The 21,009-nt window shown below is 58.9% G+C and carries 21 protein-coding genes; 16 read left to right on the forward strand and 5 right to left on the reverse strand.

The window, feature by feature from the left end; translation table 11 throughout:
* Positions 1-17: 17 nt before the first annotated feature.
* From pstA to CHN51_RS14725, 4 genes are all read right to left on the reverse strand, one after another.
* Entirely contained in the window at positions 18-1,280 is a 1,263-nt protein-coding gene (gene pstA / locus CHN51_RS14710) for a phosphate ABC transporter permease PstA (protein WP_100094693.1), read from the reverse strand.
* Positions 1,273-2,658 (reverse strand): phosphate ABC transporter permease subunit PstC, encoded by a 1,386-nt coding sequence (gene pstC, locus CHN51_RS14715; RefSeq protein WP_100094694.1) that lies wholly within the window; start codon positions 2,656-2,658, stop codon positions 1,273-1,275. The genes pstA and pstC overlap by 8 nt, the downstream gene beginning before the upstream one ends.
* 60 nt (positions 2,659-2,718) lie before the next feature.
* Positions 2,719-3,762, reverse strand: a complete 1,044-nt coding sequence (locus tag CHN51_RS14720) for a substrate-binding domain-containing protein (protein ID WP_100094695.1) — start codon at positions 3,760-3,762, stop codon at positions 2,719-2,721.
* A gap of 182 nt (positions 3,763-3,944) precedes the next feature.
* Entirely contained in the window at positions 3,945-5,339 is a 1,395-nt protein-coding gene (locus CHN51_RS14725; protein ID WP_240616750.1) for an ATP-binding protein, read from the reverse strand.
* Positions 5,340-5,455: 116 nt separating this feature from the next.
* Here CHN51_RS14725 and CHN51_RS14730 point away from each other — a divergent pair, with 116 nt between their 5' ends.
* The 12 genes from CHN51_RS14730 (at position 5,456) to CHN51_RS14785 (ending at position 14,890) form a co-directional block, all read left to right on the forward strand.
* Complete coding sequence (locus CHN51_RS14730; RefSeq protein ID WP_100095671.1) at positions 5,456-5,872, forward strand: hypothetical protein; 417 nt, start codon at positions 5,456-5,458, stop codon at positions 5,870-5,872.
* Positions 5,873-5,944: 72 nt separating this feature from the next.
* Entirely contained in the window at positions 5,945-6,229 is a 285-nt protein-coding gene (locus CHN51_RS14735; RefSeq protein WP_100094696.1) for an HPr-rel-A system PqqD family peptide chaperone, read from the forward strand.
* 8 nt (positions 6,230-6,237) lie between these two features.
* Complete coding sequence (locus CHN51_RS14740) at positions 6,238-7,098, forward strand: HprK-related kinase A (protein ID WP_100095672.1); 861 nt, start codon at positions 6,238-6,240, stop codon at positions 7,096-7,098.
* Entirely contained in the window at positions 7,098-8,129 is a 1,032-nt protein-coding gene (locus tag CHN51_RS14745) for a nucleotidyltransferase family protein (protein ID WP_100095673.1), read from the forward strand. The genes CHN51_RS14740 and CHN51_RS14745 overlap by 1 nt, the downstream gene beginning before the upstream one ends.
* Positions 8,130-8,241: 112 nt before the next feature.
* Positions 8,242-9,591, forward strand: a complete 1,350-nt coding sequence (glmU, locus tag CHN51_RS14750) for a bifunctional UDP-N-acetylglucosamine diphosphorylase/glucosamine-1-phosphate N-acetyltransferase GlmU (RefSeq protein ID WP_346426329.1) — start codon at positions 8,242-8,244, stop codon at positions 9,589-9,591.
* Positions 9,592-9,710: 119 nt separating this feature from the next.
* Positions 9,711-10,031 carry a ribbon-helix-helix protein, CopG family gene (locus CHN51_RS14755; protein WP_100094698.1) on the forward strand — a complete coding sequence of 107 codons (321 nt, stop codon included), beginning with the start codon at positions 9,711-9,713 and terminating at the stop codon, positions 10,029-10,031.
* Positions 10,028-10,396 carry a type II toxin-antitoxin system VapC family toxin gene (locus CHN51_RS14760; RefSeq protein WP_100094699.1) on the forward strand — a complete coding sequence of 123 codons (369 nt, stop codon included), beginning with the start codon at positions 10,028-10,030 and terminating at the stop codon, positions 10,394-10,396. Before CHN51_RS14755 ends, CHN51_RS14760 begins: the two co-directional genes overlap by 4 nt.
* 19 nt (positions 10,397-10,415) lie before the next feature.
* Complete coding sequence (gene glmS / locus CHN51_RS14765) at positions 10,416-12,239, forward strand: glutamine--fructose-6-phosphate transaminase (isomerizing) (protein ID WP_100094700.1); 1,824 nt, start codon at positions 10,416-10,418, stop codon at positions 12,237-12,239.
* Positions 12,240-12,241: 2 nt separating this feature from the next.
* Positions 12,242-12,682, forward strand: a complete 441-nt coding sequence (locus tag CHN51_RS14770; RefSeq protein ID WP_100094701.1) for an OsmC family protein — start codon at positions 12,242-12,244, stop codon at positions 12,680-12,682.
* A 122-nt stretch (positions 12,683-12,804) separates the two neighbouring features.
* Entirely contained in the window at positions 12,805-13,971 is a 1,167-nt protein-coding gene (locus CHN51_RS14775; protein ID WP_100094702.1) for a DUF2157 domain-containing protein, read from the forward strand.
* Positions 13,968-14,519 carry a GDYXXLXY domain-containing protein gene (locus CHN51_RS14780; RefSeq protein WP_100094703.1) on the forward strand — a complete coding sequence of 184 codons (552 nt, stop codon included), beginning with the start codon at positions 13,968-13,970 and terminating at the stop codon, positions 14,517-14,519. Before CHN51_RS14775 ends, CHN51_RS14780 begins: the two co-directional genes overlap by 4 nt.
* A complete protein-coding gene (locus CHN51_RS14785; protein WP_240616751.1) occupies positions 14,516-14,890 on the forward strand; it encodes a GFA family protein in 375 nt (124 codons plus the stop codon). Before CHN51_RS14780 ends, CHN51_RS14785 begins: the two co-directional genes overlap by 4 nt.
* 78 nt (positions 14,891-14,968) lie before the next feature.
* On the opposite strand, the gene katG is transcribed toward CHN51_RS14785, so the two are convergent.
* On the reverse strand, positions 14,969-17,164 hold the full coding sequence (katG, locus tag CHN51_RS14790; protein ID WP_100094704.1) for a catalase/peroxidase HPI: 2,196 nt from the start codon (positions 17,162-17,164) through the stop codon (positions 14,969-14,971).
* A gap of 271 nt (positions 17,165-17,435) precedes the next feature.
* Here katG and CHN51_RS14795 point away from each other — a divergent pair, with 271 nt between their 5' ends.
* The 4 genes from CHN51_RS14795 (at position 17,436) to CHN51_RS14810 (ending at position 20,999) form a co-directional block, all read left to right on the forward strand.
* Positions 17,436-18,620, forward strand: coding sequence for an aspartate aminotransferase family protein (locus CHN51_RS14795; RefSeq protein ID WP_100094705.1), 1,185 nt, complete (start codon positions 17,436-17,438; stop codon positions 18,618-18,620).
* Positions 18,617-19,543, forward strand: a complete 927-nt coding sequence (argF, locus tag CHN51_RS14800) for an ornithine carbamoyltransferase (protein ID WP_100094706.1) — start codon at positions 18,617-18,619, stop codon at positions 19,541-19,543. The genes CHN51_RS14795 and argF overlap by 4 nt, the downstream gene beginning before the upstream one ends.
* A complete protein-coding gene (locus CHN51_RS14805) occupies positions 19,543-20,445 on the forward strand; it encodes an Hsp33 family molecular chaperone HslO (RefSeq protein ID WP_100094707.1) in 903 nt (300 codons plus the stop codon). Before argF ends, CHN51_RS14805 begins: the two co-directional genes overlap by 1 nt.
* 146 nt (positions 20,446-20,591) lie before the next feature.
* The gene (locus CHN51_RS14810) at positions 20,592-20,999 is read left to right on the forward strand and encodes a hypothetical protein (RefSeq protein WP_100094708.1); all 408 of its coding nucleotides are present in this window, start codon (positions 20,592-20,594) and stop codon (positions 20,997-20,999) included.
* Positions 21,000-21,009: the final 10 nt, after the last annotated feature.

Below are 21,009 nucleotides of genomic sequence, written 5' to 3' on the forward strand. Positions count from 1 at the left end.
GTCATTCATCATGGCACCTACCAGCGGGTTTCAAAACGGTTGCGCAGATAGATGGCCAGCGCGTTCATCGTCAGCAGGAATAGCAATAGCACAATGATCGCCGCTGATGTTTTCTCGACAAAGCCGCGGTCGACTTCGTCCGACCACAGGAATATCTGTACCGGCAATACGGTGGCTGGGTCGGTGATACCACTCGGCGGCGTGGCAATGAAGGCGCGCATGCCGATCATCAGCAACGGCGCGGTCTCGCCCAGCGCCCGGGCCATGCCGATAATGGTACCGGTCAAAATACCCGGCAGCGCCAAAGGCAACACGTGATGGAACACAACCTGCAGCGGGCTTGCGCCAATGCCCAGCGCCGCTTCGCGAATCGAGGGCGGCACCGATTTCACCGCATTGCGTCCTGAGATGACGATGACGGGCATGGTCATCAGGGCAAGCGTCAGACCGCCGACCAGGGCACCAGATCGCGGCATGCCGAAAAAGTTCAGGAATACGGCCAGACCCAGCAGACCAAAGATAATCGATGGCACCGCCGCCAGATTATTGATCGACACTTCGATCAGGTCGGTCAGCCGGTTTTTCGGCGCATATTCCTCGAGATAGAGCGCCGCCAGAACGCCGACCGGGAATGCAAGCAGCAGTGTCACGATCATAGTGATCAGCGAGCCTTTGAACGCTCCCCATATCCCGACCTGCATCGGGTCCGTAGCATCCGAATGGCTGAGGAAATTCCAGTTGAAACCGGTGGAGAAGCGGTCGCCCAGTTCGCGGACTTTCGCTTCGGCCTCGGCATTGCCGACATCCTTGTAGGCGACATCGATATCCGAAATAACCGGAAGATATACCGTCGTTTTCTGCCCGACAATGTCCGGATCATTCAGGATCATCGCATTGACAGCGGTCCACCCGCCCGGCGAGAACAGGTCGGTACCGTCCGGTCCATATTGGATCTCGATACTGCTGTTGACGATTTCGCGCAGACCCATGGATTGCAAATTGGCATTCGCATTCGGACCTTCAAACTGGCTGGCCGAAGCGCCGCCGGTCACCGCGGGAAAGTCGATCTCGACCGGCAATTCGGTCTGCGTGAAACCACGAAAACCGTTGCCGACCATCACCACCAGCAGAAAGGCGAGAAAACCCGCCGATAACATGACTGCAGCCATGCCCAGGGCCTTGAAGCGGCGCTCTGCGGCATAGCGGCGGGCAATGCGTTTCTGCATGGCCTCGCCCTGCCAGTCGGTCGGATTGCGCTTCATTTCGGTGAGACTATTCATATGCTTCCCGATATTTTTTGACCACGCGCAGGGCGATGAGGTTGAGCAGCAGGGTTACGATGAACAGGACCAGTCCCAAGGCAAAGGCCGCCAGCGTTTTCGGACTGTCAAACTCCTGGTCACCGGTCAGCAGCTGCACGATTTGTGTCGTCACCGTGGTAACACTGGAAAAGGGATTGGCCGTCATATTGGCGGCAAGACCGGCAGCCATCACCACGATCATCGTTTCGCCAATCGCGCGGCTGACGGCGAGCAGCACACCGCCGACGACGCCCGGCAGAGCAGCAGGGATCAGCACCTTCTTGATGGTTTCGCTATGGGTCGCGCCCATCGCCAGCGAGCCGTCGCGCATGGCGCTGGGCACGGCGGCAATACTGTCATCGGCCATCGAGGAGACAAAGGGAATGATCATGATACCCATCACCACACCGGCGGCCAGAGCGGATTCCGAAGAGGCGGTGGTGATGCCGATCGAGACGGCAAAGTCGCGTAGCGCGGGTGCCACGGTGAGAGCGGCAAAATAGCCGTAGACCACGGTTGGAACGCCCGCCAGAACCTCCAGTATCGGCTTCATCCAGGCCCGGAATTTCGCGGGCGCATATTGGGTCAGATAGATGGCACTCATCAGACCGAGCGGGATCGCCACGATCATAGCGATGATTGCGCCGATGAAGACCGTGCCCCAGAAAAGCGGAATGGCGCCAAATCCAGTTTCGCCCCTCGGGCCGGCGACCGCTTTTGGGTTCCATTCGGTGCCGAACAGAAAGTCTATCGGTGACACCATGGAGAAGAAGCGGGCGGATTCAAATACCAGCGAGAGAAAGATGCCGACGGTTGTAATGATTGCGATCAGCGAAGCGAGCAGAAGTATCAGCATCGTCACGCGTTCGATCTTGGTCCGCGCCCTGAGGTCCGGCTTGATCTGCAACCAGGCAAAGACGCCGCAGGCGAAGACCAGAAGCAGCGCCGCCACCGTGCCGATCATCTGGTAATAGGAAATGGCGTCGCGATAGGGTTCGACCATCGACTGCGACAGCGGATTGAAAGCATTGACCTGATTACCATAGGCAATGGCGCGCGCCTCGGACAGGATCGCAGCGCGCGAAAAGCCGTCTTGCGGCAGTGCCGCCGCGGCAGCGCTGGTCAGCGCCGCATCGGTGATCAGCGCAGGACTGACAAAGCTCCATATCATCATGAAGATCGCAGCGGGAACGATCGCCCACAAAGCGACGTACCAGCCGTGATAGCTCGGAAGCGAATGGAGCGCAGATCGAGATGTCTTGCCGCTCATCTGCATTCCCGATGCCTTCAGGCGTCCGAAAAACCAGGCGACCAGGCCCAGGCCGATCACGAGAAAAAGAAGCGTCGCACTTGTCACAATATCTGGTTCCGCCCCTGCATCAATTTCATCTTAAAGGTAACGCGCGCCCGAGCGTGCTTATTTGAGTTCGCCAACGGCGAGTGGGGTCATGTCGCGGACCACATCACTCATTTTCGTCCGGATATCGTCCGGCGAGGCGATCAATCCGGCCTTCACCAGATATCCATCGCGGCTTCCCGCATTGATGAATTCCAGCATATATTCGCGAAGACCCGGAATGACGCCGACATGCTGTTTTTTCACATAAACATAAAGCGGTCGCGCCCCGGGATATTCACCCGAAGCGATCGCTTCATATGTCGGGTTCACACCCGAGACCGAAATGCCGCGGACGCTGTCGAGATTTTCTTCGAGGAAGCTGTAGCCGAAGATACCCACGCTATTGGGATTGGCCTTCAGCTTCTGCACGATGAGATTGTCATTTTCGCCGGCATCGACATAGGCGCCATCCGCCCGGACTTCATGACAGATCGCCTTGAATTCCTCTTCGTCGCTATCCTTGAGCGCCTTTGTTGCCGGATCGGTGACACAGCCGACTTCCATGATCAACTCGGTCAGCGCATCGCGCGTGCCCGATGTCGAAGGCGGGCCATAAACGCTGATCGCGAAATCGGGCAGGGAGGGATCGATATCCGACCATTTTCTGGTCGTGTTTTTCTTGCCGAACGGACGCTCGGCAATAGCCTGGTAAATCTGTGCCGGGGTGAGGGCAAACGCGACTCCGTTATTCGCCTGGGCAATTGCGATGCCGTCGATACCGACCTGTACTTCCACGATATCGGTAACGCCATTGCTCTGGCACAATTCAAATTCTGACGCCTTGATCCGGCGCGAGGCATTGGCGATGTCGGGCGTATCAGCGCCAACGCCTGTACAGAACAGATTCATGCCGCCGCCGGTGCCGGTCGACTCGAGGATCGGAGACGGATTGGCACCGTTGATGCTGAACTGTTCCGCCACGGCTTTGGCAAAGGGGAAAACGGTCGAGGATCCCACGATGCGGATTTCACCGCGAGTGCCGCCCTGACCGCCGGAAGCCTGATCCTGGCAGGCGGATAGCCCAAAGGAGGCAACCGCCACGAGCGCGAGTGTTCTTAACATTGAAAAATTCCTAATCCATCAGCGCTCGGCCCCCGATGAACATCATCAACGACCGGATTAACAGGCTTGTTCGGGAGGCTTTTAGGGGGGGGCAATGTCCTGTTCGTTACAGTTATATTACAATTATGTGACAGCGAGCCAGATCGTCGGCTTCCGGAAGGAATTTTTCCGGCACCTGTTACTCAGACTTCGCTCCGTTCAGGGTGATAGGCACCCGGGTTTGGGCTGGCGATTGGCAACAGGACCGATACGGTGGTGCCGCGGCCCACTTCGCTGGAAATCTCCATCCGCCCACCGTGGCGTTCGGAGATATGCTTGACGATGGCCAGTCCCAGTCCGGTCCCGCCAATCGATTTGCTGCGCCCCTTGTCGACGCGATAGAAACGCTCGGTGAGCCGGGGAATATGTTCCGGTGCGATGCCGTCACCCTGGTCACTGATTGCCAGATAGAGCATTGTTCCGGATTTGTTGGGCGCAACGTTGATCGTGACGGGCGTCCCCTTCTTGCCATATTTGAACGCGTTGCTCAGCAGATTGTTGATGACCTGCGACAATTGCGCCCGGTCGCCGTGGATCATCGGCATATTGGCCGGCAGATGGACCACTATATCGCTTTCCTTTTTGCCGCGACTGTTGACGTAGAAATCGCGCGCTTCGCCAACCAGTTCGCTGAGATCGATTTCGTCGGAGGGCAGTTCGAATTTTTCCGCCTCGATTCGCGACAGTGACATCAGATCCTCGATCAGCCGCTGCATGCGATCGGCTTCATCATACATGATTTTCAGGAAGCGGGCGCGGGTGGCATCATCCTTGCCCGCTTTCGGATCCTCGAGCGTCTCGATGAACCCCTTGATCGCGGCCAGCGGCGTGCGCAGTTCGTGGCTGGCGTTGGCAACAAAATCGGTGCGCATTCTTTCCGCTGCATAGCGGCTGCTGCGGTCCGACAGCTGGACAAGTTTCAAGCCATCCTGCAGCGTATGAATCCGCAGCTCCCATCTCTGGTCCGTGCTGCCGACACCGACCAGCAGGATAGGCTCTCCGGTGTGCTTGGCATCCGGATTGGCCAGCCGGTCGGCAGCGGCCGGGTGGCGGATAGCGATCCGGACGTCCTCGCCGACAATATGATCGCCCAGCACCTGGGCCGCCGCCGGATTGGCTGCGGCTACCTTGGCATTGCGTATCAGCATGATGGGATCGGTAATCGGGTCGATAATATCCTGATAGGCTTCCGACCGGCCCTGATATAATATTCGTCTGGTTTGCCGTTCCAGCGCCGAAGGATCGGGCAGCGGCGGGGCAGGGCGGTCCTGCAGTACCGTGAACAAAGCGATTGTTCCGGTGACGATCACGACAATGAATTGCTGGCTCGATTGCGGCAATTGACCCGCCAGAATGCCACCGCCGACGATCAGGGTCAGGGCGACCAGCAAGCGCAAGGGCGAAACCGAAGTCATCTGGTCGATTCTGGCTTTGTCATGGCGACCATTTAGGCGGTAGGTTGCCGGATCGGCAACGGGAATATTTCGGAACTGGCAATGCGGCTGTCGCGATCTATAGGCGATATTAACGATTTGCATGTCTATGTCCCGAATATAGACGGGATGACAGGCGAAGGACTGTTCGCTCGCTTTTTACCCGATTTCCGCTTATGTGCGGAGAAGGACAAGCAAGAGAAACCATGGATAGAAATTCGATGAAAGAGGGCCTTCCATCTGAATCGTCAGTCGAAACTGACCAGAATAACGGTGTTGTCAGCCGCCGGCGCGCCCTGATGATGGGCGCGGTGACGGCTTCCGCTGTGGTCAGCATCAAGCCGGCACTGGCCCAGACCGCAGGCTCGGTTCTCAACTGCGAGATTCCGGTTCCCGGAAATCATGCGGCAGGTGGCTATATCGCCGCTGACGGATCGGTTGTGACGTCCGACACGCCGGGTGCCTTTCCCGCTGCCGGACGCAATTTCACCGGTGAAGAAGTGCGTCGGGCCATGAACGGTCGGACGTTGCCGGGCACTTCTCCGGACCAGTCGCAGGCCTATGTAAATTATATCCGCCGGCTGCAATCCGGCCAGAGCGGTTTCACATGCTATGCCTCCCTGCAAATGCCCCGCTGACTTAACCGCCCTATTTTAACTTTTGCCTGCTATCAGTTCGCAATGTCGTTCCAGATTCGCAGGTAACCCATCATGACCCAGAAATATCGGGCGGCGCCGGCAGAAGATCTGATCTGGCATGATCTGGACAGCATGACATTGCTGTTTCATCAGCCGTCCGGAATCACGCATATGCTCGCCGATCCCGCGCCCGCAATTGTCGAGGTGATGGGCAACGTTCCGCTCGACGCTGCCGAAATAGCCGCACGACTGTCGGCGCAGTTCGACCTCGATAGCGGAGAGGACACAGAAAATATCGTACTGGCTCGCCTGGACGAACTGTCCGCGCTCGGTCTCGTTTCGAAAGTAGCCGGGTGATGGGCAGGATGCATCACATCCTGCTGAACGTCGGCCCCGCCGCCTTCCGCATCGCTTCAGCCTGGCGCCAGCCATTGGAAGAGTTGGAAGCACTATATCAGGACTATCCCGCCCCGGTCGACCGACAGGTCGATTTCACCGTCCGGCTGGAACCCGAGAAACCATGGCGGCGCCATATTCGCCCATCGGTGCATATCGGCGGCGATTTCTGGCTGCCTGATGCCGCGCCGCTGCCGCTGGCCCAGGGGCTGCTCGCCGCCGAAATGGGAATGAACCTGCAAATGGCGCTCGGCTGGCGGCGGCATTTGCTGCTCCACGCCAGCAGCGTCGAGAAGGATGGCAAGGCGCTGGTGATGACCGGCCTGTCGGGATCGGGCAAGTCGACCTTGTCCGCGATGCTCGCCGAGAGAGGCTGGCGGTTCATGGGCGACGAATTTGCCCTGCTGAGCCTCGATACCGGGGAAATTTGTGCTTTCCCGCGCCTGATCAGCCTGAAGAACCAAGCCGTCGAGGCTATGCGGCAGGTCGCGCCGGCAGACCGTTTCGGGCCGGAAATGAATGCAACGCCCAAGGGCGATATTCGCCATCTTGTGCCGCCGGTGGAGGCAATCGCCAGAATGGACGAACCGGCCAGACCAGCGCTGCTGCTGTTTCCCCGCTTTGGCCACGCCCCCGCATTGCGCGATATGGGCCAGGCCGAGATATTCGTCCGGCTGACCCAGGCCTCGACCAATTATGTCGCGCTCGGTGAAAGCGGCTTTCGGGCGCTGACCCGGTTCGTCGATCAGGTTCCGACCAGGGCGATGGACTATCAGTCGATAGATCAGGCGGAAGAACTGATCGACAGCCTGTGGAGCCGGCTGCCATGATGCGGGACGCGCGCATGTTGGTGGATGCCTTGCGGGAACCGGCCAGGGTCGAGGCGCTGGCGGGCAGCCAATGGGCTGACCTGATCAGTATCGCACGGGCGGAATCGCTGATCGGTACGCTCGCCCACCGGCTTGAATCCGTGGCCGTGCCCGACCGTGTTCGCGCGATATTGCAGGACGCTGTCGGTGCACATGCGCTGGCGCGGCAGCAAGCTCTTTGGGAAGCCGATTGCGCCCGCCGAGCGCTCGCCGACTATTCCGGCAAGATCATATTGATGAAGGGCACCGCCTATGTAGCGGCGAACCTGTCCGCCGGCGAGGGGCGCAGCATTGGTGATCTGGATATCATGGTGGACCGGAAAGACCTGCCGGAGGTTGAAGCCGCCCTACTCGACGCGGGCTGGGAATGGGTCAAGCCCGACCCCTATGACGACCAATATTATCGCGAACATATGCACGAACTGCCGCCGCTGATCCATCGCGAGCGCGACCGGATGATCGATGTGCACCATACGATATTGCCGCTGACCGCTGGTCCGACGCCCGACGCGGCTGCAATTCTGGAGAGCGCGGTTGCCTTGGACAACGGGCTATATATCATGGCCCAGGCCGATATGGTGCTGCATTCCATCGCCCATCTGTTTGCCGACGGCGATCTGGCCGGAGGCCTGCGAAACCTGTGGGATATCAACCATCTTCTGCGGGATTTTTCCGACGCAAACGGATCTTTCTGGAACGAACTGGGCTTTCGTGCAGAGAAACACGGGCTGACACCCGAACTGGCAAGGGCGTTGCGTCTATCCGCGGCACTTTTTGATACGCCGGTTGATCCTTCTCTTGCCGGCAAAGCCGCAATGTCTGATGCCTTTTATGTCCGCCGCTTGCTCGCGCGCGATGGCTATGGCCGCGAAGCCCGCAAATTCACCCGGATGGCTTTCTATGTCCGGTCCCACTGGCTACGGATGCCGCCTCTGATGCTCGCGCGGCATTTGTGGACCAAATGGCGAAAGGGTGGAAAAACGGGCAGCTGAACCCTTTGCGAGATAAAGAAACAGGCTGGCTTATGCCGTATTTACATGGCATTAGCCGCTGCGAATGGCCGAGAGAAGGCCGCTACCGACCAACCTGATCCGGAGAATATCGATGTCAGATCGCCCGCTAGCCGCAATCATTCTGGCCGCCGGACAAGGCACCAGGATGAAATCGGAAAAGCACAAGGTGCTGCACCCGATTGCCGGCAAGCCGATGCTCCACCATCTTCTCGATACCGTCGAATCGATCGGTGTGGAGCGCACCGTCATCGTCGTGGGCGCGCGTCGCGAGCAGATTGAAGAAAGCGTCAAGGGACGCAATGTCGCGATTGCGGTACAGGAAGACCAGCTCGGCACGGGACATGCGGTGGCACAGGCGCATGACGCGCTCAAGGGTTTCGCCGGAGACGTGCTGATCCTCTATGGGGATGTACCGATGGTCGGCGCCGATACGATGCGCGACATGATCTTCCGGCTGAACAATGGCACCGACCCGCGGGCCGTCGTGCTGGGCTTCCGGCCCGATGATGCGGGCGCTTATGGCCGGATCATCGCCGATGACCAGGGCGAAATCGAGAAAATGGTCGAATTTAAGGATGCCAGCGAAGCCGAGCGCGCGGTCAACCTGTGCAACAGCGGCCTGATGGCGGCGCGCTCGACGGACCTGTTCATCCTGCTCGACCAGATCAGCAACGACAATGCGGCAGGCGAATATTATCTGCCCGACATCGTCATGCTTCCCGGCCAGAAAAGTGCCGTGATAGAAGTCGATGATCCGGCCGAGGTCGCTGGCGTCAACAGCCGCGCCGAGCTCGCTGCCGTCGAAGGCGAATGGCAGGCCCGCCGCCGCGAAAAAGCGATGGCCGATGGGGTCAGCCTGATCGCGCCGGACACGGTCTGGTTCTCGCATGATACGCAAGTTGCTTCCGACGTCGTGATCGAACCCAATGTGATTTTCGGTCCCGGTGTTTCTATCGCTTCCGGCGCGCAAATATATGGTCACAGCCATATCGAAGGCGCAACCATCGGGCCGAATACCAGCGTCGGGCCGTTCGCGCGCTTGCGCCCCGGCGCGGTGATGGCAGAAGGCTCCAAGGTCGGTAATTTTGTCGAAATGAAAAAGGCCACCTTGGGCAAAGGCGCCAAGGCGAACCATCTGACCTATCTTGGCGACGCCGAAGTGGGCGAGGGCGCCAATATCGGTGCCGGCACGATTACCTGCAATTATGACGGCTATTTCAAATATAAGACGGTGATCGGCAAGGGCGCCTTCATCGGCTCGAACAGCGCCCTGGTGGCGCCGGTGACAATTGGTGACGGTGCAATTGTGGGGGCAGGGGCGACAGTAACCAACGATGTTGCCGCGGGTGATCTGGCATTGGTTCGGGCGGAACAGACGGCGAAAGCAGGATGGGCGACGAAATTTCGCAATGCGATGCTGAAGAAGAAGGCAGGCAAATAGTCCGTATCCAAGTAATTGGACTGATAAGACCTTCTTTTTGGAGCACGCTATTGTGAATCTCATTGAAGTGACGACCAGCGACTTGACATGATATCACGATATGATATCAGTATATCATCATGACCCGAATCCTTGCAGATCTACCCGAAGACGATGTGAAATGGCTCGACGCGCAGGCGGCGGAGCAGGGCAAGTCGCGCGCGCAGTTGCTGCGGGAGGCGGTAGCGGGTTATCGGGCGGAGGAATCCAAGCAAGGTATCGAAAAATATTTCGGTATCTGGAAAGACCGCACGGACATCGGTGACGCAGTCGATTGGCAGCGCAAGGAGCGGGCATCATGGACGCGGCCGTGGGATTCCGACTATTGGGAAGTACGAAAAGAATTTCCCGACCTGTTCGATGAAGATGATGATCGCGAAGCAAAGCGATATCTTAAGTGAGCGAAGCAGTCTTTGATTCCAATATATTGCTCGACGCGCTGAATGACGTCGGCTCGGCTCATGCTGAACTGAAGCGTTACGATCGCCGTTATATCAGTCGCTTGACCTGGGTAGAAGTCGTTACCGGCGCACTGCCGGATGATGGCGATCGTGCCGAAGGATTTCTATCCTATTTTAGCATAATCGAGGTGAATGAGGAAATCGGGCGGCGGGCAGCGTTGTTGAGATCCGATCGACAGCGCTTGAAGACGGTTGATGCGATAATTCTCGCGTCCGCGCAATTATCTGGTCGCATTCTCATCACACGTAATACAAAGGATTTTCCGGCGGCAATGCCGGGCATCCGGATACCTTACACACTCTAATAAGAAAGTCCGAAAAGCGATGTGCGGAATCATTGGAATTGTAGGCAAGGAAACCGTCTCGGATCGTCTCGTCGATGGTCTGAAACGCATGGAATATCGCGGCTATGACAGCGCCGGTATTTGCACCGTGCACGACGGCCAGCTAATCCGCCGCCGGGCCGAGGGTAAGCTCGCCAATCTGGTGCAGGTGCTGAAGACCGATGATGCCGCAGGCAATATCGGCATAGCCCATACTCGCTGGGCGACGCACGGTGCCCCGACCACCAACAATGCCCATCCACATGCAACCGGCGAAGTCGCTCTGGTCCACAATGGCATTATCGAGAATTTCAGGAGCCTGCGCGAGCAACTGAGCGCGCGCGGCCGGTCCTTCGAAAGCGAGACCGATACCGAGGTTGTCGCTCATCTGGTCAGCGAACAGGTGGAAGCGGGCAAGTCGCCGGAAGAAGCGGTGCAAGCGGTACTCCCACTGTTGCGCGGTGCCTTTGCGCTGGCCATTGCCTTTCGGACGCAGCCGGACCTGTTGATCGGCGCGCGGCTCGGGTCGCCACTAGTGGTCGGCTATGGGGATGGCGAGACCTATCTCGGTTCCGACGCGCTGGCGCTGGCACCGCTCACCCAGAAAATCGCCTATCTCGAGGAAGGCGACTGGGTCGTGATCACCCGTGATGGCGCGGCTATCTACGACAAGGACAATATTCCTGTAGAGCGCGAGATCACGACATCCGGTGTCTCGGCCTCGGCCATTGAAAAGGGCAATTACCGCCATTTCATGCAGAAGGAAATTTTCGAGCAGCCCACGGTGGTTGCACAGACTTTGCAAAGCTATATCCGGTCGCTGGAACAGCAGGTCGCGCTGCCGCAAATGGATTTCGATCTGCGCGATATCAAGCGCGTGACGATCGTCGCCTGTGGCACCAGCTATTATGCCGGCATGGTGGCGAAATACTGGTTCGAGACCTTTGCCCGCGTGCCCGTCGATCTCGATTTCGCGTCGGAATTCCGCTATCGCGATCCGGTTCTGGAGCCGGGCGGACTGGCGCTGTTCATCTCTCAATCGGGAGAGACGGCCGATACGCTGGCGGCCCTTCGGCACAGCAAGGAAAATGGCCAGAAGATCGCGGTCGTCGTCAATGTACCGACCAGCAGCATGGCGCGCGAAGCCGATCTGTTGCTGCCGACCCATGCCGGTCCGGAGATCGGCGTTGCCTCGACCAAGGCCTTTTCCTGCCAGCTCGCCGTATTGGCGGCGCTTGCAGCACATCTGGCGGTTGTCAAAGGCAGGCTGACGCGCGACGAGGAACGCGAGGTGGTCAGACACTTGACCGAGGCCCCGGCGGCCTTGAATGCGGCTCTGGGCCATGACCAAGATATTGCCGACATGGCGCATCTGATCGCTCCGGCCCGGGACGTTCTCTATCTCGGCCGCGGCCCGGAATATCCGCTGGCGCTGGAAGGCGCGCTCAAGCTGAAGGAAATCAGTTATATCCACGCCGAGGGCTATGCGTCGGGCGAGATGAAACATGGTCCGATCGCCCTGATCGACGAAGCGGTGCCGGTCATCGTGCTGGCGCCATCCGGACCGCTGTTCGAAAAAACCGTTTCCAATATGCAGGAAGTCATGGCCCGCGGCGGCAAGGTCGTGCTGATCTCCGACGCCGAAGGGATTGCCGAAGCCGGCGACGGCTGCATGGCGACCATCAAGATGCCGAAAGTGCACCCGTTGATCGCGCCGCTGGTCTATGCCGTGCCGGTGCAGCTGCTTGCCTATCATGTCGCCGTTGCCAAGGGCACAGACGTCGATCAACCCCGCAATCTCGCAAAATCGGTAACGGTGGAATAGTCATGGCAACAAATCCTTCTCTCGTCTCCGTCGAAACCGCCAGCGGAAAATTCCAGCAGACGGTTCGGGTCGGCCAACATGAGTTTTTTGCCGACGAGCCGATCTCCTTTGGCGGTACGGATAGTGGACCGTCACCTTATGACCTGTTGCTGGCCGCGCTCGGCAGTTGCACCTCCATGACGATGAAAATGTACGCCGACCGCAAGGGCATAGCGCTGGAAGCGGTTCATATCCTGCTCGAGCATAGCCGCGAACATGTAGAGGATTGCAGCAGCTGCAATAATGACGACAACCGGATCGATGTGATCGACCGTTCGATCATCCTGCAAGGAGACCTGAGCGAGGAGGATCGCCGCAAGCTTCTCGAGATTGCCGAGGAATGTCCCGTTCACAGGACCTTGGAAAACCGGATCGACATTCACACCACCGAAGTCCGCGATTGATCGCGATTGATCGCGATTGATCGCGATTGATCGCGATGATCGGGATGATACAGCGCGTGCCTTCGGAACTTGCCAATCGCGCACCGCTGGCGTAGCTTTTTTTCCGGAGTGGAGAGCGGCGATTGTCTGAAAGAAAAATCAATATCTGGCTCAATGCCGGTGTGATCGACGCGGACACGGCGCAGCGTATCCGGGAATATGAAAGCGAACGCGTAAGGCCGCTGGGTCTTTGGGCGCTGATCGGGCTGGGCGCGCTTGCCATCGGACTGGGCATTGTCTCGCTCGTCGCCGCGAACTGGGACGATATTCCCGGGATGGTCCGGCTTGCCATTCACGCTTTGTTGATCATCGGCCTTTGTGCCGCCGTCTATCTCCTCCAGCCGCGCAAGGGTTTGCTGGGGCTCTATTTGAAAGACATATTGCTGTTCGTGCTGGCGGTGCTCGGCCTGACCTTCTTCGGGCATCTCGGCCAAGTCTACCAGACGAGCTCGCCATTATGGCAGCCTTTGCTGATCTGGTTGCTGCTGTTTTCGCCGCTGTTGCTGCTGACCGGCCGTGGCTGGCTGATTTCACTGCTCTGGATGGCGGGCCTGCTGGGCACGGCAGTCCAGTTTCTGGACTGGTATTTCCAGCAGACCGATGCACCGCGCGCAGTCTATGTTGCCGTCATCACCAGCCTGCCGGTCCTTGCGTTGATCTTTTCCATATTCATGCGGAAAACAAGCGGCAGGCAGGCGTTCTGGAAACAGATCGGGCAATTTTCTCTGACGATCTTTGTGGCCGGGGTCGGTTTCAAACTGATTGTCGAGCCGATCGGCCCGATATTATCCGATCCGGCCAGATTTATGAGCGATATTGCCGTCATCCAGATGCTGCTCTGGAGCGGGGCCGCTTTGCTGATCCATGTCTATAACCGCACCGCTTCGGGTATCAGCATCGCGGCTATTTTGACCGCCGCCGCAATCATCAGCTTTGCCGGCAGCGTCGCGCAACCCAGTTCGCCACTGGTCAATGCGACAATCTTCATGGCCTTCTGGGCCGCCGTTGGCTGGAGCGCGATCTATTCCGGGTGGCGCAATGTTTTCCAGGCGGTGGTCGCGATCATAGCGCTGCGCCTGATCGTGCTGAGTTTCCAGCTGGCCCACGACCTGTTCAGCAGCGGTATTGGGCTGATACTCGCGGGTGGGGTCACCATCACCATAGCGGTAATCGCCTATCGCGTTTCCACGACCCTGGCCCCCGACAAAGCCTCCCCGCTTGAGCATGACCATCAGGAGGAGGGGCTATGACCCGGTTACGCCGCTTTCTGCTGCCGCTGGCGCTGCTGTTGCCGCTGGTCGGGCTCGGCCTGATTTGGCTGGCGACGGAGCAGGAATCTCGCGAAGGCACGGAATGGGATGTGCCGATCGCCGGCTATGACCCGCGCGATCTGTTGCGCGGCCATTATGTGCAGTTTAGCTACGACTGGCCCACGGTCGAACAGGATCAGCTGCCGATATGGGCGGCGCCCCGGAAGAGCCTTTGTATCCGGGGCACCGCTCCCGCCATTGCAAGCGTGGAAGTACGCGACCTGGATGTGGCCGATCTGATGCCGGATGACCGTTGCGATGCGTTGGTACAGGTCAATCCGTGGAGCGAGGAAGGCAATGACGGGCTCACCCGGGATCGGCTCTATGTCGCCCAGAAAGCCGCTGGCGGCTATGAAAAGAAGCTTGCCGATCCGGAACTGCAGGGCATTATTCGCGTGCGGGTCAACAATAACGGCTTTATCACTCCGTTGTCGCTGCGTTTCCAGCCGCGGCGCGAGGAAGGCACCACCGGGGAGAATATCGAGTGACAAGCAAAATATCCGGTGGCTGCCATTGCGGAACGGTCCGCTTTGCAGCCGAAGTCGAACGCAGGCCGGAAATGCTCGATTGCAATTGCTCGATCTGCGCCCGCACGGGCTTTCTGCACCTGTTTGTGCCGCACCGGGATTTCACTCTGCTCAAGGGCGAGGGGGATCTCACCAGTTACAGGTTCGGCAGCGGACAGGCGCATCATCTTTTCTGCAAGAATTGCGGGGTCAAAAGCTTCTACCAGCCCCGTTCCCATCCGGACAGCTGGAGCGTGAACTACAACTGCCTCGATGACGGCCATGACCTGGAACCGAGCGTCAGAAAATTTGACGGCAGGAATTGGGAAGCCGCAAAGGCCCGCCTGGCATAAATCTGCGAAAACCGACCGGGTAAAAAAACGGCCCACCGGTTCATCCAGCGGGCCGTCTCTGCGGGTGTCTGTCAGATATCAGACCAGATCGAAGCGCCCGGCGTCCATGACCTTTGCCCAGGCCGCAACGAAATCTTCGACAAATTTCCGTTCATGGCCGTCTTCGGCGTAGACTTCGGCGACCGACCGCAGTTGCGAATTCGATCCAAACACCAGATCGGTCCGCGTCGCGCGCCACTTCTCTTCGCCCTTCAGACGGCATTTGCCGATGAAAAGTTCGTCAGCGGACTCGTCGACAACTTCCCACACCGTGCCCATCTCCAGCAGATTGACGAAAAAGTCGTTGGTCAGCTGCCCGGGACGGTCGGTGAACACGCCTTCGGTCGGCGCGCTCGAATGGTTGGCGCCTAAGACACGCAGGCCTCCGACCAAGACCGTCATCTCGGGGATCGAGAGATCGAGCAGGTTCGCGCGGTCGACCAATATGTCCTCGGTCTTCACGCTCGCCTTGGTCTTCAGATAGTTGCGGAAACCGTCGGCAAAGGGCTCGAGCGGTTCGAAGCTTTCGGCATCGGTCTGCTCTTCCGTCGCGTCACCGCGACCCGTCGTGACCGGAACGCTGACGTCGAAACCGGCATCTTGTGCCGCTTTCTCGACCGCCGCGCTGCCGGCAATGACGATGGCGTCGGCCATCGACAGCGAACCGCGCAACGCGTCGAGCTTGGCCAGCACTTTTGCTAGCTCTTCCGGATCATTGGCTTCCCAGTCCTTTTGCGGAGCAAGCCGAACGCGCGCGCCATTGGCACCGCCGCGATGGTCGCTCTTGCGATAGGTGGACGCCGAAGCCCAGGCTGCCTTGACCAGCTCGGAGACCGACAGACCGCTGTCGAGGGCCTTCGCCTTGAAGTCCGCAACCGCGCTGGCGGAAGCCGGCGTTCCCGCGGGGACAGGATCCTGCCAGATCATATCCTCTTCCGGAACTTCGGGGCCAAGATAGCGGACCTTGGGTCCCATGTCGCGATGGGTCAGTTTGAACCATGCGCGGGCAAAGGCATCGTCCAGCGCTGCCTGATCGTCACGGAAACGTTCGGAAATCTTGCGATAGTCCGGATCGCGCTTCAGCGCCATGTCGGCGGTGGTCATCATCGTCGGGACCTTCTTGGACGGATCACGCGCGTCGGGCGCCATATCCTCGGGGTCCGGATTGACCGGTTGCCATTGTTTGGCACCGGCCGGACTTTCGACCAGTTCATAGTCATATTTGAACAGCAGCCGGAAATAGTCGCCGCCCCATTGGGTCGGGTTCGGCGTCCAGGCGCCTTCGAGACCGGACGTCGTAATATGGCCTTCACCTATCTGCTCGGGGTCGGTTGCCCAGCCGAATCCCATCAGGTGCAAATCGCCCGATTCCGGATCACCGCTGAGCTGGTCCGGCGGAACTGCCCCATGGCATTTACCAAAGGCGTGGCCACCTGCGGTCAGCGCGACGGTTTCCTCGTCGTTCATTGCCATGCGGGCAAAGGTTTCCTTCATGTCGCGTGCCATGCCCTCGGCATCGTGCGGATTGCCGCCAGGCCCTTCCGGGTTGACGTAGATCAGGCCCATCTGGATCGCCGCCAGCGGGTTTTCCATCGCTTTGCCTTCGTCGGGGTTTATCCGCGTCGGGACGCCTTCGTTGACCCATTGTTCTTCCGACCCCCAATAGACGTCTTTCTCGGGCTCATAGACATCCTTGCGACCGCCACCGAAGCCGAAGACCGGACCGCCCATGGATTCGATCGCGACATTGCCGGTCAGGACGAACAGGTCGGCCCAGCTGATATGCTCGCCATATTTCTTCTTGATCGGCCAGAGCAGACGCCGCGCCTTGTCGAGATTGCCGTTGTCGGGCCAGCTGTTGAGAGGAGCAAAACGCTGCTGCCCGCTCGATGCACCGCCGCGCCCGTCGCCGGTGCGATAAGTGCCGGCTGCGTGCCAGGCCATGCGGATGAAGAATGGGCCGTAATGGCCATAATCCGCCGGCCACCAGGGCTGACTGTCGGTCATCAGGGCTTTCAGATCGTCTTTCAGCGCCTGATAGTCCAGCGCGTTGAACGCTTCGGCATAATCGAACTCGGGACCCATGGGGTCAGGCGAAGTACCGCCCTGGGTCAGAATTTCCAGCTGCAGGGAATCGGGCCACCAGTCACGGTTGGTTCGCCCGAGGAGGCTGCGCACTCCGCCTTCAAAGCCCATCGGGCAACCTTCAGGGGAACCGGTTGTTTTCATATCCATTTGAACATCTCCTTTTCTGGTGCTGCTTCTGCGTCGCCAGTCACCGATGCCATTGCTTACTATAGGGCAATGGTCCCGCTAAATGAATTATCCCTGTCTCTGTGATCAGAATAGTCACTCAGGTTGATCGGTCATGACATAGCGGTCGCTCTATTGTACCACGATTGACCGGCTTCATGAAGCGGCATATAAGGGTGACCTGTTTCAGAAGGCGGCCAGTCGGGTCGCCTTTTCTATTTTGTTCAAGTCCCGTTTTCGGAAGGAAGATAAGATGACGATTACTCCGCTCATGCCCGTATATCCCCGGTGCGGTTTTCGTCCTGTGCGAGGCGAGGGTGCCTGGCTGATTTCCGAGGACGGTTCGCGGGCGCTGGACTTTGCCAGCGGCATCGCGGTCAACCTGCTTGGCCATGGTCATCCGCATCTGACCAAGGCAATCCAGGATCAGGCGGCAACGCTGATGCATGTCTCCAATCTCTATGGCAGCCCGCAAGGCGAAAAATTCGCCCAGCGGCTGGTCGACACAACGTTTGCCGATACGGTGTTTTTCACCAATAGCGGCGCGGAAGCGGTGGAATGCGCGATCAAGACCGCGCGCGCCTATCATCAGTCGGCGGGCAGCGACCGGTTCGAGATCATCACGTTCAAAAACGCCTTCCATGGCCGGACGATGGCGACCATCTCGGCCTCCAACCAGGAAAAGATGCACCACGGCTTTTCGCCGCTGCTGGCGGGTTTCAAATATGTCGATTTTGATGATCTGGCGGGCGCTGAAGCGGCAATCACGGACAAGACCGCTGCCTTTCTGGTCGAGCCGATCCAGGGTGAGGGCGGTGTACGGCCAGCGTCGGACGAATTCATGAAAGGCTTGCGCGCCCTTGCCGACAAGCACGGTGTCTTGCTGGCGCTCGACGAGGTGCAATGCGGCGTGGCCCGGACCGGCGCGCTTTACGCTTACGAGCTTTACGGCATCAAGCCGGATATCGTCGCGACGGCCAAGGGCATCGGTGGCGGCTTTCCGCTCGGCGCATGCATGGCAACCGAAGAAGCCGCACGCGGAATGGTACCGGGAACCCACGGTTCGACCTATGGCGGCAATCCGCTGGCGATGGCGGCCGGTAATGCCGTCTGGGACATTGTGGCCAATGAGGAATTTCTTGGAAATGTCCGGGCCACCGGCGACAAGCTGCGTGCAGCGATCGAGCAGTTTATCGGCAATTATCCCGAGCTGTTCCTGGGCGTTCGGGGCAAAGGCCTGATGCTCGGGATCATGATGACGCAGGAGGCGCGCAGCTTTGTGGCCCATCTGCGGGACAATCACGGCCTTCTGACCGTGGCTGCAGGGGACAATACACTACGGATATTGCCGCCGCTCAATATCGATGACAGTCATATCGCGACCTTCATCGAGAAACTGTCCGCTGGCGCGGCCGATTACGAGGCACCTGAATCATGACCCGGCATTTTCTCAATCTTTCGGACGCGGGCGGGGACGCCATTGCAGCGATGATCAATGACGCAATCGACCGCAAGGCAGCGCGCGCTGGTTTCCCCAAGGGCAAGCCGGATGCAGACCGGCCGCTGGCCGACCATGTGCTGGCGATGATCTTTGAAAAGAGCAGCACGCGAACCCGCGTGTCCTTCGATATCGCTATCCGCCAACTCGGCGGTTCGAGCATTGTCATGGACAGCGGCTCGATGCAGCTCGGGCGCGGCGAAACCGTGGATGATACGGCCAAGGTGCTGTCCCGCATGTGCGACGCGATCATGATCCGCACCGACGATCATGCGAAAATCGAGGAAATGGCAGCCAATGCCAGCGTGCCGGTGATCAACGGCTTGACCGATCTTTCACATCCCTGCCAGATCGTTGCCGACCTGTTGACGCTGGTCGAGCATGGAAAATCGCTGCCGGGTCTGGAAATTGCCTGGCTGGGCGATGGCAATAATGTGCTGAACAGCATCGTCGAAGGTGCGGGACTGATGAAATATAATGTCCGGATCGGCTGTCCCGAGGGCTATGATTCCGATCCCGAATTCATAAAGAAGGCACGCGACGCCGGCGCGAACATCACGATCTACCGCGACGAGAATGAAGCCGTTTCCGGGGCGGATGTTGTCGTGGCCGACACATGGGTATCGATGGGCCAGGAACATGCGGAAGCCAAGCTTGAAGCGATGATGCCCTATCAGGTCAATGACATGATCATGGAGCAGGCGAAAGCGGATGCCCTGTTCCTGCACTGTCTGCCTGCCCATCGCGGCGAGGAAGTGATGCCATCGGTTATCGACGGTCCGCAATCGGTGGTATGGGACGAGGCGGAAAACCGGATTCATGCGCAGAAGTCGGTTCTTCGCTGGTGTTTCGGCCAGATTTGATGGTGGAAGTAGCGCTCACCGACAGCATCCTGTCCTTCGCGATTCCGGGGAAAAACTGTCGTGGTCGCGTGGTTCGTCTGGGCCCCGCTCTCGACGATATTCTGGCAGCGCACAACTATCCGCCCCTGATCCGCGACATATTGGCGGAAGCCGTCTGCCTGACCGCGATGCTCGGCGCGCTGATGAAGGAAGACGGGTCGCAACTGACCTTGCAGGCCCAGACCGAGGCGGGCGTGATCAGCCTGCTCGCATGTGATTATAAGGACGGTGCCTTGCGCGGCTATGTCCAGTTTGACCGCGAGCGGCTCGCCGCCCAGCCCGTCGAGCCCAGCCTGATGGCCCTGTTCGGCAAGGGCTATCTCGCGATCACCTTTGACCTGCCCGAACCACGGGGCCGCAACCAGGGCATCGTGCCCCTGGAAGGGTCCAGCCTGTCGGAGGCCGTGCAGAATTATTTCTTCCAGTCCGAGCAGATCCCGACTCTGATCCGCGTTGCCGTCGAAGAGATACAGGGCAATATCTCGGCCGGCGGCCTGCTGGTACAGCATCTTCCCGAAGGAGAGGAAGGCCGCGAACGGCTGCACGCCAAGCTGGATCATCCGGAATGGGAGCATGTCGCGATCATGGGTGGCAGCATCCAGCCGGCGGAACTGACCGACAGGATGCTTCCACTCGAGGACATTCTCTGGCGATTGTTCAGCGAGAGCGACGAAGTGAGAGTTTTGAGCGGTAAAGCGTGCGTTAAGGGATGCCGCTGTAATGAGGACCATATCCGGGACGTGATCGCACGTTTCCCGAAAGAAGATAAGGAAGATATGGTCGACGATCTGGGTAATATCGCGATAGACTGCGCATTTTGCAGCAGGACGTTCACGATCACGGGAACCAGTCTGAACAACTGAATGCCGTCGAAAATAAGGCAATCACGCCCGATTGTCGGAAAAATCCTATCGATGGACATAATTAGCGACAATATTGGCCGTAATTCGGGATTATCACCAGATTCACCATGAGCAATCACGCAAACCAACATGACGGGAAGATTTCAATGAAAGGCATGAAACTGATCAAATCCATCAGCGCAGTTGCCGCCGTCCTGTCGGGCTTTGCGATAGCGGCGCCCGCACAGGCGCCTAAGATGCTCCTGCTCGACGGGCTGACGGCGGGCGAATGGACGCTCAAGGAACGTGGTTCCCGGGGGCCGGGCAAGAAGGTCTGTCTCGGCAACCCAGAATTGCTGCTGCAAATCCAGCATGGCAACGCCAATTGCACCCGCTATGTGATCGAAAATGACCCGAAGAAGCTTCGCGTGAGCTACAAATGCGGTCCCGCCGGCCATGGCGTTACCGAAATCAAGAAGGAATCCAGCACTTTGGTGCAGATATCATCCCAGGGCTTTCGCAATAGCGATCCCTTTTCCGTCGACTTGGAGGGCCGCCGCACAGGCAGCTGCTAGGTCCTGAACC

Origin of the sequence: Sphingorhabdus sp. YGSMI21 (assembly GCF_002776575.1) — a bacterium.
In the GTDB taxonomy this organism is placed as follows: domain Bacteria; phylum Pseudomonadota; class Alphaproteobacteria; order Sphingomonadales; family Sphingomonadaceae; genus Parasphingorhabdus.